This is a genomic window from Brachyspira sp. G79, assembly GCF_002379365.1.
Classification (GTDB): Bacteria; Spirochaetota; Brachyspiria; order Brachyspirales; family Brachyspiraceae; genus Brachyspira.
Window position 1 is genome coordinate 1,842,877 of sequence record NZ_JQIU01000008.1, and the last position, 7,910, is coordinate 1,850,786.

General features: G+C 28.7%; 11 protein-coding genes. All 11 read left to right on the forward strand.

Features of this window, described 5'->3' with window-relative positions; genetic code table 11:
• Nucleotides 1-206: 206 nt before the first annotated feature.
• The 11 genes from KQ44_RS09555 (at nt 207) to KQ44_RS09605 (ending at nt 7,859) form a co-directional block, all read left to right on the forward strand.
• Nucleotides 207-674, forward strand: a complete 468-nt coding sequence (locus KQ44_RS09555; RefSeq protein ID WP_096737201.1) for a chemotaxis protein CheX — start codon at nt 207-209, stop codon at nt 672-674.
• Between the two features lie 6 nt (nt 675-680).
• The gene (locus tag KQ44_RS09560; RefSeq protein ID WP_096737202.1) at nt 681-1,103 is read left to right on the forward strand and encodes a response regulator; all 423 of its coding nucleotides are present in this window, start codon (nt 681-683) and stop codon (nt 1,101-1,103) included.
• Nucleotides 1,104-1,131: 28 nt separating this feature from the next.
• Nucleotides 1,132-1,947, forward strand: coding sequence for a protein-glutamate O-methyltransferase CheR (locus KQ44_RS09565; RefSeq protein ID WP_096737203.1), 816 nt, complete (start codon nt 1,132-1,134; stop codon nt 1,945-1,947).
• 10 nt (nt 1,948-1,957) lie between these two features.
• Nucleotides 1,958-2,368 carry a polymer-forming cytoskeletal protein gene (locus KQ44_RS09570; RefSeq protein WP_096737204.1) on the forward strand — a complete coding sequence of 137 codons (411 nt, stop codon included), beginning with the start codon at nt 1,958-1,960 and terminating at the stop codon, nt 2,366-2,368.
• 17 nt (nt 2,369-2,385) lie between these two features.
• Complete coding sequence (locus tag KQ44_RS09575; protein ID WP_096737205.1) at nt 2,386-3,327, forward strand: tetratricopeptide repeat protein; 942 nt, start codon at nt 2,386-2,388, stop codon at nt 3,325-3,327.
• Between the two features lie 5 nt (nt 3,328-3,332).
• On the forward strand, nt 3,333-4,358 hold the full coding sequence (locus KQ44_RS09580; RefSeq protein WP_013113588.1) for a rod shape-determining protein: 1,026 nt from the start codon (nt 3,333-3,335) through the stop codon (nt 4,356-4,358).
• Between the two features lie 49 nt (nt 4,359-4,407).
• On the forward strand, nt 4,408-5,292 hold the full coding sequence (gene mreC / locus KQ44_RS09585) for a rod shape-determining protein MreC (protein WP_096737206.1): 885 nt from the start codon (nt 4,408-4,410) through the stop codon (nt 5,290-5,292).
• Entirely contained in the window at nt 5,292-5,834 is a 543-nt protein-coding gene (gene mreD, locus KQ44_RS09590; RefSeq protein ID WP_096737207.1) for a rod shape-determining protein MreD, read from the forward strand. Before mreC ends, mreD begins: the two co-directional genes overlap by 1 nt.
• Nucleotides 5,835-5,839: 5 nt before the next feature.
• Entirely contained in the window at nt 5,840-6,388 is a 549-nt protein-coding gene (locus KQ44_RS09595) for a class IV adenylate cyclase (protein WP_096737208.1), read from the forward strand.
• A 256-nt stretch (nt 6,389-6,644) separates the two neighbouring features.
• A complete protein-coding gene (locus KQ44_RS09600; protein WP_096737209.1) occupies nt 6,645-7,649 on the forward strand; it encodes a hypothetical protein in 1,005 nt (334 codons plus the stop codon).
• Between the two features lie 39 nt (nt 7,650-7,688).
• On the forward strand, nt 7,689-7,859 hold the full coding sequence (locus KQ44_RS09605) for a hypothetical protein (RefSeq protein ID WP_240516578.1): 171 nt from the start codon (nt 7,689-7,691) through the stop codon (nt 7,857-7,859).
• Nucleotides 7,860-7,910: the final 51 nt, after the last annotated feature.

The window sequence follows — 7,910 nt, forward strand, 5'->3', positions numbered from 1 at the left end:
ATCATATACTATAATTATATATCTTAACATATAATATTAAATATTTTGCAATAATAAAAATATTGTTTTCAAGAAAATTATTTTTTTTTCGATACTTAACGCAAGAATTATTTTAATACTATATTTATAACTATTACTTGCAAAAAAAGTCATAAATTGTTAAAATATATACAAGTAATTATAGTTTAAAAAAAGAGTATTAAAAAATGAGACTTGACTATATCAGACCATTTACAGATGCTTCTAATGAAATACTTCAGAATTATCTGAAAAATGGTATAAAAATTAGCGATATAACCTTAAAAGGAGATTTTGTTAATGCTTCAGGCATTATAGCAATAGTAGCATTATCAGAAGATATAGTAGGTCATTTTATAATAGATATGGAAATAGAAACAGCCAAAAAAATAGTTTCTATAATGAATGACAGCGAAGTAAAAGATATTGATGAATTATCATTATCCACAGTACAGGAGCTTGTTAATTTAATAGCAGGACTTGCTGTAACAAAATTAGAAAAAGACGGGTATAATGTTGATATATCGCCGCCTGTTATAATGAAAAGCAAGAATTTAGAAGTTTCGATAAGCGAATCGGAATTTCTTCATATAAAATTAGATACCTCTATTGGCGATTTTAATATATTAGTTGCCGTAGAATCAGAAAAGGAGTAAATAAATATGTCTGACATTAATACAAAAGAAGCTGATGGTATAAATGAATTTGGAAAGCCATTCAAAGTTCTAATCGTAGATGACTCTGCATTCGTTGTTAAACAGCTGCAGCAAATTTTTGTATCTGAGCAGTACAATGTAGTTGGTACAGCAGAAAACGGAGAGGAAGGCGTACTTATGTATAAAGAATACAAGCCAGACTTAGTAACTATGGATATTACAATGCCAAAAATGGATGGTATTACAGCTTTAACAAAAATAATTGAATATGATAAAAATGCAAAAGTAGTTATGGTTAGTGCTTTAGGTAAAGAAGATATGGTTAAAAAGGCCCTTCTAGCAGGTGCTAAAAACTATATTACAAAACCTTTAGATAGAAAAAAAGTTCTTGAACGTATTAAGATGGTTCTTGCCAAAAATAAACAATAGTTTTTTATTTATTCTGGAATAATTGATTTTGAATGAACTGAAACTAACTGATAAACAATTCGATCTATTCAGGGATTTTGTATATAGAGAAAGCGGTATATGTTTTAATGTTATTAATAAGATTATTTTAGAGTCACGCATTGCATCTTCTATGAAAGAGAGAAATCTTGATAAAGTAGAAGATTATTATAAACTTGTATCTACTAACAAGGAAGAACTTAGAACTTTTTTAGATAACATTACTACAAACCTTACAAAGTTTTTTAGGAACGAACCTAACTTCAAATTGCTGAAAAATTATGTTCTGCCTAGAATATTAAAAACAAAAAAATTAGGTGAGCAAATAAGAATTTGGAGTGCAGGCTGTTCTACTGGGGAAGAGCCCTACTCTATAGCTATAACTTGTTTGGAAACGCCAGGAATTAGAGAACAGGATATTAAAATATTTGCAAGCGATCTTTCTCTCAATTCTTTGGTTGCTGCTAAAGAAGGAAGGTATGAAGCTCATAAAGTTGAGAATGTTCCAGAAGACTATTTAAAAAAATATTTTGATAGACTACCGTCTGGAGAATATGCCGTAAAAAGTAATATAAAAAAACTTATTACTTTTGATTATCATAATTTGAGGCATAGAGGCAGTCAGACAAATATGGACGTTATTTTTTGCAGGAATGTGCTTATCTACTTTGATAATGAATCTGTAAAACTTACTGTTAATAGATTTTATGATATATTAAATGAGCATGGATATTTATTTATAGGTCACAGCGAATCTTTATTTGGTCTTGATACCAAATTTAAATTTAACAATATAGATAATTCCATAGTATACACTAAAAATTAGGAGTTTTTTAATGTTTATGAAAAGAAATGAAACTACAGAGTCTAATTCTATTATAGGCGAAGGTTCATACTTCAAAGGAGAATTTACATTAAACGGTACTTTGAGAGTTGACGGATGTTATGAGGGTGAAAAATTAGAAGTTGATAATGTATTTGTAGGTCAAACTGGAAAAATAAAATCTAATATAAAAACTGTATCGGCTGTTATTGAAGGCATAATCATTGGAAATATAGAAGCTAAAAATAGAGTTATGCTTATGCCTACAAGCAGAGTGCTTGGGGAAATAAGAACCCCTGAACTTATTATACAAAATGGTGTTATACTTGAAGGATTATGTATAGTTGCTCCAGACCCTCTTACTAATCCTAAAGAAACTATACTATCCCTATATAATAATGGATCAGAAAATAATAATAATTAACGGATTATATAAATATAATGCCTTATCTATATAATGTTGAAAAAAGAATTAGTATACATATTATCATCATAACTTTAATTGCTGTCCTAAGCATTATTGCCGCTGCTTATCTGTTTACATCTAACTATATAGAAAAAAAAAGATTAAAATCTATTTATGACTATATGGCATTAGAAGACTATAATAACGCATCTTTTTTGTTTAATGATCTTTATACTAAAAGACCATTAAATAAAAATATACTTATTACTGGGATAGACTTATATTATGATATACTAATAAGATCTGATAAAAATGATATTATTACAACTGCAAGCCAGAATATCATACGATATGCTAAGCAGCTTTTATTAACTTCTAAATTTATAAAAAATAAAAATATAATATATCAAAGATTAGGATACAGCTATCAAAGACTTGGTAAGGCTTATTATATTGATTCTTATAAATCATATATCAATGCAATAAACGATGGAGACAATAGAGTATCAACAACTATAGAATTATCAAAAATATGCTATGAAATAGGACTATATAAAGATGCTGTAAAATATTTGGAAGAGGCTATTGACAGAGAAATAAGCGAAAACAGCGAAAAATTTATCAATATGGAATTATATTACGAACTAGCTAATGCATATGAAGGCGATAAAGATTATACTAAGGCTATACAAATATTATCATCAATGGATGGTAAATTTAATAATAACGATATGCTTGAAGCGAGAACCTATTTCAAATTAGGTGAATTATACTACAGACAGGGACTATATAAAGAAAGCGAATTTTTTTACAAAAAGACTTTAGAGATAGATGACAAAAATCCAGATTTATATTATAGTATAGGAACATTATATTTAGAAACTAAAAGAAGAAATGAAGCTATAAAGATGTTTAGAGAAGCTATAAAAATAGATAATTCGTATAAGCCCGCTAGGGATATATTAAGGAGATTGTAATAAAAATGTTTAACTGGTTATATAATATGTTCTCAAGTGATATGGGAATTGATTTAGGTACAGCTAATACTTTAGTATATGTAAAAGGAGAAGGTATTGTTTTGGCTGAACCTTCTGTAGTGGCTATAGAAAAAAGTACTGGAAATGTTATTGCTGTAGGAAACGAAGCAAAAAGAATGTTAGGTAAAGTTCCAAACTCTATAGCAGCAATAAGACCTATGAGAGATGGCGTTATTGCCGACTTTGAAACTGTTGAAAAAATGATAAGATATTTTATAAATAAAGTGCATAATAAAAGAACTTTAGTAAAACCAAGAATAGCAATAGGTATTCCTACTGGAATTACTGAAGTTGAAAGACGTGCTGTTAGAGAAAGCTGCGAACAGGCTGGGGCAAGAACAATATTTTTAATAGAACAGGCAAGAGCTGCTGCAATTGGAGCAGACATGCCTATTAATGAGCCGCATGGTAATATGATTATAGAAATAGGAGGCGGTACTACTGAGGTTGCTGTGCTTTCACTTGGCAGTATGGTAAGAAGTGCTTCTATACGTGTTGGAGGCGATGAGCTTGATGATGCTATTATCAAATACATGCAAAGAACTCATAACCTCTATATAGGTGAAAAAACTGCTGAAGAGATAAAAATAAATATTGGTCATGCTTATAAAGGCGATATATCAAAAACTATGGACATAAGAGGACGTGATTCTGTATCAGGACTTCCTAAAACTCTTACAATCAACAGTGCTGAAATTAAAGATGCTATAGCTGATATATTAATAGAAATATTAGAAGCCGTAAAATCGGTACTTAATCAGACTCCTCCTGAAATTTCTGCTGATATTGTAGAAAGGGGTATTGTTATGAGCGGCGGTACTTCCCTACTACCAGGGTTTACTGACTTAATATCTATGGAAACAGGAGTTCCTGTAATTCTTGCTGAAAGCCCGCTTACTTGCGTTGCTATCGGATGTGGAAAGTTTATAGAAGAAACTAAAAACTTAAAAAATTACAGAAGGTACTCTTAAGGTAGGAAAAGTTATAAAACTTTGATTAATATATCCGATACTCATAGGCGTGAAACTTTTTTTAAAACATAAACTTCTTACTTTGTATATTCTGCTTAACCTTATAGCAGCTATGCTTATGGTCTTAAATAGGAGTAATTTCGTATTTAACTTACAGTCTATTTATGCACTTGGAGTATACCCTATTCAAAGTGCTACCAAAAGTGTTTCAAGAGCTTTTGTATACCTATATACAAGCATAACAGATATATTTACATTACAAAGTCAAGTTCAGGTATTAAAAGACAGAATAGCAGAATTAAGCGGGGCTGCTTTAGAGTATGAACAATTAAGTGCTGAGAATGACAGATTAAGAGCACTACTCAATGAGGCTCCTACCGATGAATATGCTTTGGAATATGCTGAAATAGTTTCTAAAGACCCTCAGAACTTCTACACTACCATTGTTATTAATAAAGGAAGTGCACATGGTATAGTGGTAGGAATGCCAGTAATATCATATCAAAACGGATATAAAGGCTTAGTGGGTAAAGTAGTTGAGGTAAGAAGATACAATAGCAGAATACTCTCATTAGTTGACCAAAGATCTCAAATATCTGTAATGCTTGAAAGCTCAAGAACTACTGGTATTATGGTTGGTCAAAGTCCAAAATCCACACAAACTCATCTGCAGTATATAGATTTGCAAATGGACGTTGAAGAAGGAGAGCGTGTAGTTACAAGCGGTATGGGAGGTGTTTTCCCGAAAGGTATATTAGTTGGTACTATATTCAAAGTAGAAAAGAAAAATTATGGGCTTTTCCACGACCTATATGTTGAGCCTACAGTTAATTTCTCTACCTTAGAAAACGTTTATGTTATTAAAAAAGTGCCAGACCAAGAAATTATTATGCTTGCAAATGAAGAAGATGAAAATAATGGAGAGACAAAATAATGAAAAGAGTTATAACCGTTATCATTACAACATTGATACTCCTTTTAATACAGTCATCTCCAGCTTATGATTTAATAAGAGTAGCACTTGGAGCTAAACCAGATTTACTTTTAATATTTTTAGTATTTATATCATTCAGATACGGTTCTTTTGACGGAATAATATATGGTTTTATTATAGGGCTTTTGCAGGATATTGTTTCAAGCGGAACATTCGGTTCTTATGCCATAATATTCTTAAATATAGGTTTTTTTGTAGGTTTCTTCAATACTAGAATATTCATAAAACAAATTGCCGCAGGAATATTTGTAACTTTAGTAGGTTATTTAATAAAAATTATAGCTTTATTTTTAGTAACTTCTATATACTCTGATCTTTCAAATGTTGCTGTATTAATAAGAGCTGAACTTTTAGTAGGACTTCCTCTTACTGTTATACTCTCCTCTCCTGCTTTCATACTATTTGAAAAGGTTGCTCCTATAATATATGATAAGCAAGGCATACATGTTGATGACAGCACAACAAAAGAATACAGCGAGTAATAATTATGCCTTCAAACTCTGAAATTGAAATAAAAGCGTATGTTAGAGACTTTGACTCTGTATTAAACTTTCTATACAAAAACGCCAGATTCAAAAAGAGATATTTTAAAAAAGATATTTACTATGCAAAAGAAAATGATATAAAAAATAAAAATATAAAAACTAGCGACTGCATAAGACTTAGAATAGAACATGGAGGACATACTTTTTGTGCTAAAGATAGAGTGCTAATTGATGGTGTGGAAGTTAATGAAGAGCGAGAATTAAAAGTAAGCAAAAAAAAAGCGAGATTCATTATTAACTTTTTGTTTAAAATCCAAAAATATAAAGAGTATGTCAGAAAAGAAAAAAAAGGCTATGCTTTCATATATAAAAATGCTTTAGTAGAAGTTTCAAAAATAAAAAATTTAGACAATTTTATAGAAATAGAATTTTTAAACTCTGATAATTCAGTAGAAGAACAAGTATCAAAATTAAAATCAATATTATATGAAATAGGCATAGATAAAAAAGACATAGAAACTGAAGCCTATATTAATTTACTTTCAAAATAAGTAAGAGTGTAATAATTTTTTAACGATATTTATAATTTAATAATGTTTAAAATAAAGTTTCTAATTTCATAGTTATTTTAATACAAAACTATCTATCATATTATAACGGATAAATATACATAAGAATAATGTGGATACAAGTTTAATTTTATAAAATACACATTATATTATGATAAAATATTATTGCTATATAATAAAAAATCTAATATAATCTTTAATTAAACAAATAAAACAAAAAAATTACAAAGATTAATATATGATAAAAACTATTTATACTTTTGTACTAATACTGCTATTAAATACTATTATATACTCCCAACAAAGTAATACTTTAAAAGATAAGATGGATAATTATACCCAAAAAATAAAAATGGAGTGGGAGTTTAACCCATTAAAAAATTATGAAACAGACAGATATTTTTCAGGCTGGCTTGATCCTGATGCCTACAACAGTAGTTTTTGGATTGGCGATGTTCTTAACATAGATAAAATGTACAATAATGATAATTTTAATTTCGATAAGATGGATTTTTATTATCAGCCTACACTTGCTACTGAAGTTACTCCTATAGCATTCAGATATAATGAGGTGCATAGATTTAAAATAGGTGTAGGATATTTAACACATTTCTTTTTATCAAAATATAAAAAAGGATATGATCAATATTACGGACAAAGTCTTATGTACGGCACTTATATGCAGGTAGAAGTTTTTTTTGATTATATATTTAATAATACTTTTAAATTAAGATTCAGTCCTTTAAGACATATATGTGCTCATATTAGCGGGGATATACTTGGAGATGAAAAATTATATGATAAAGAAAAAGAAGATTTTAAAGATTCAGGATTTGAACAAATGCATGTATCAGCATACTATAAATATGGCTGGTTTACATTTTACGGAGGAATGAATTTTGCAATAATAGGATTTGATAAATCAAACATCGTAAACTTATTCAGTGCATTTGCTGGAACTGATTTTAGAGTACCTATATGGGGAGAAATAAGTTTTATAGCAGGTGTTTATTTGGGATTAAATCATGATTTAATAAATAATGTTTCAAGATATACAAACGGACAGAGATATTATATAAATGATCAACATACGGAATGGATTCCAGAAATAAGTGTAGGAGTAGGGTTTGAAATTTATAGGGTTATCATAGGTCTAAAATATGATTATGGACGATCCAAACAACTATATTCCTATAAAACTATGGAAAGTAAAATCGGACTTGATATAAGCCTTTATCTATAATATATTTACTTTTAATAAAAAAAGTATAAAATAAAAAATATGAAGTGTGTACTAATATTATTTTTGACAATATCATCATGTTTATCACTACATGCTTATGAATTAAGACTTCATTTTTCAAGAGCTTATATCTATAATGATATACTTTATACCGATGTGAAGACTGCATATAATGATGAAGTTTATCAAAAATATAAAAAAGATATATAGATAATGGTATTATAGTATTTATAAATTTTAGAATAGATTTAGTTAATAAAA

Bases quoted from the DNA above. Each gene is read 5' to 3' on its own strand.
- KQ44_RS09555 (WP_096737201.1), top strand. From the start codon at position 207: ATGAGACTTGACTATATCAGACCATTTACAGATGCTTCTAATGAAATA.
- KQ44_RS09560 (WP_096737202.1), top strand. From the start codon at position 681: ATGTCTGACATTAATACAAAAGAAGCTGATGGTATAAATGAATTTGGA.
- KQ44_RS09570 (WP_096737204.1), top strand. From the start codon at position 1,958: ATGTTTATGAAAAGAAATGAAACTACAGAGTCTAATTCTATTATAGGC.
- KQ44_RS09575 (WP_096737205.1), top strand. From the start codon at position 2,386: ATGCCTTATCTATATAATGTTGAAAAAAGAATTAGTATACATATTATC.
- KQ44_RS09580 (WP_013113588.1), top strand. From the start codon at position 3,333: ATGTTTAACTGGTTATATAATATGTTCTCAAGTGATATGGGAATTGAT.
- mreD (WP_096737207.1), top strand. From the start codon at position 5,292: ATGAAAAGAGTTATAACCGTTATCATTACAACATTGATACTCCTTTTA.
- KQ44_RS09595 (WP_096737208.1), top strand. From the start codon at position 5,840: ATGCCTTCAAACTCTGAAATTGAAATAAAAGCGTATGTTAGAGACTTT.
- KQ44_RS09600 (WP_096737209.1), top strand. From the start codon at position 6,645: ATGATAAAAACTATTTATACTTTTGTACTAATACTGCTATTAAATACT.
- KQ44_RS09605 (WP_240516578.1), top strand. From the start codon at position 7,689: ATGAAGTGTGTACTAATATTATTTTTGACAATATCATCATGTTTATCA.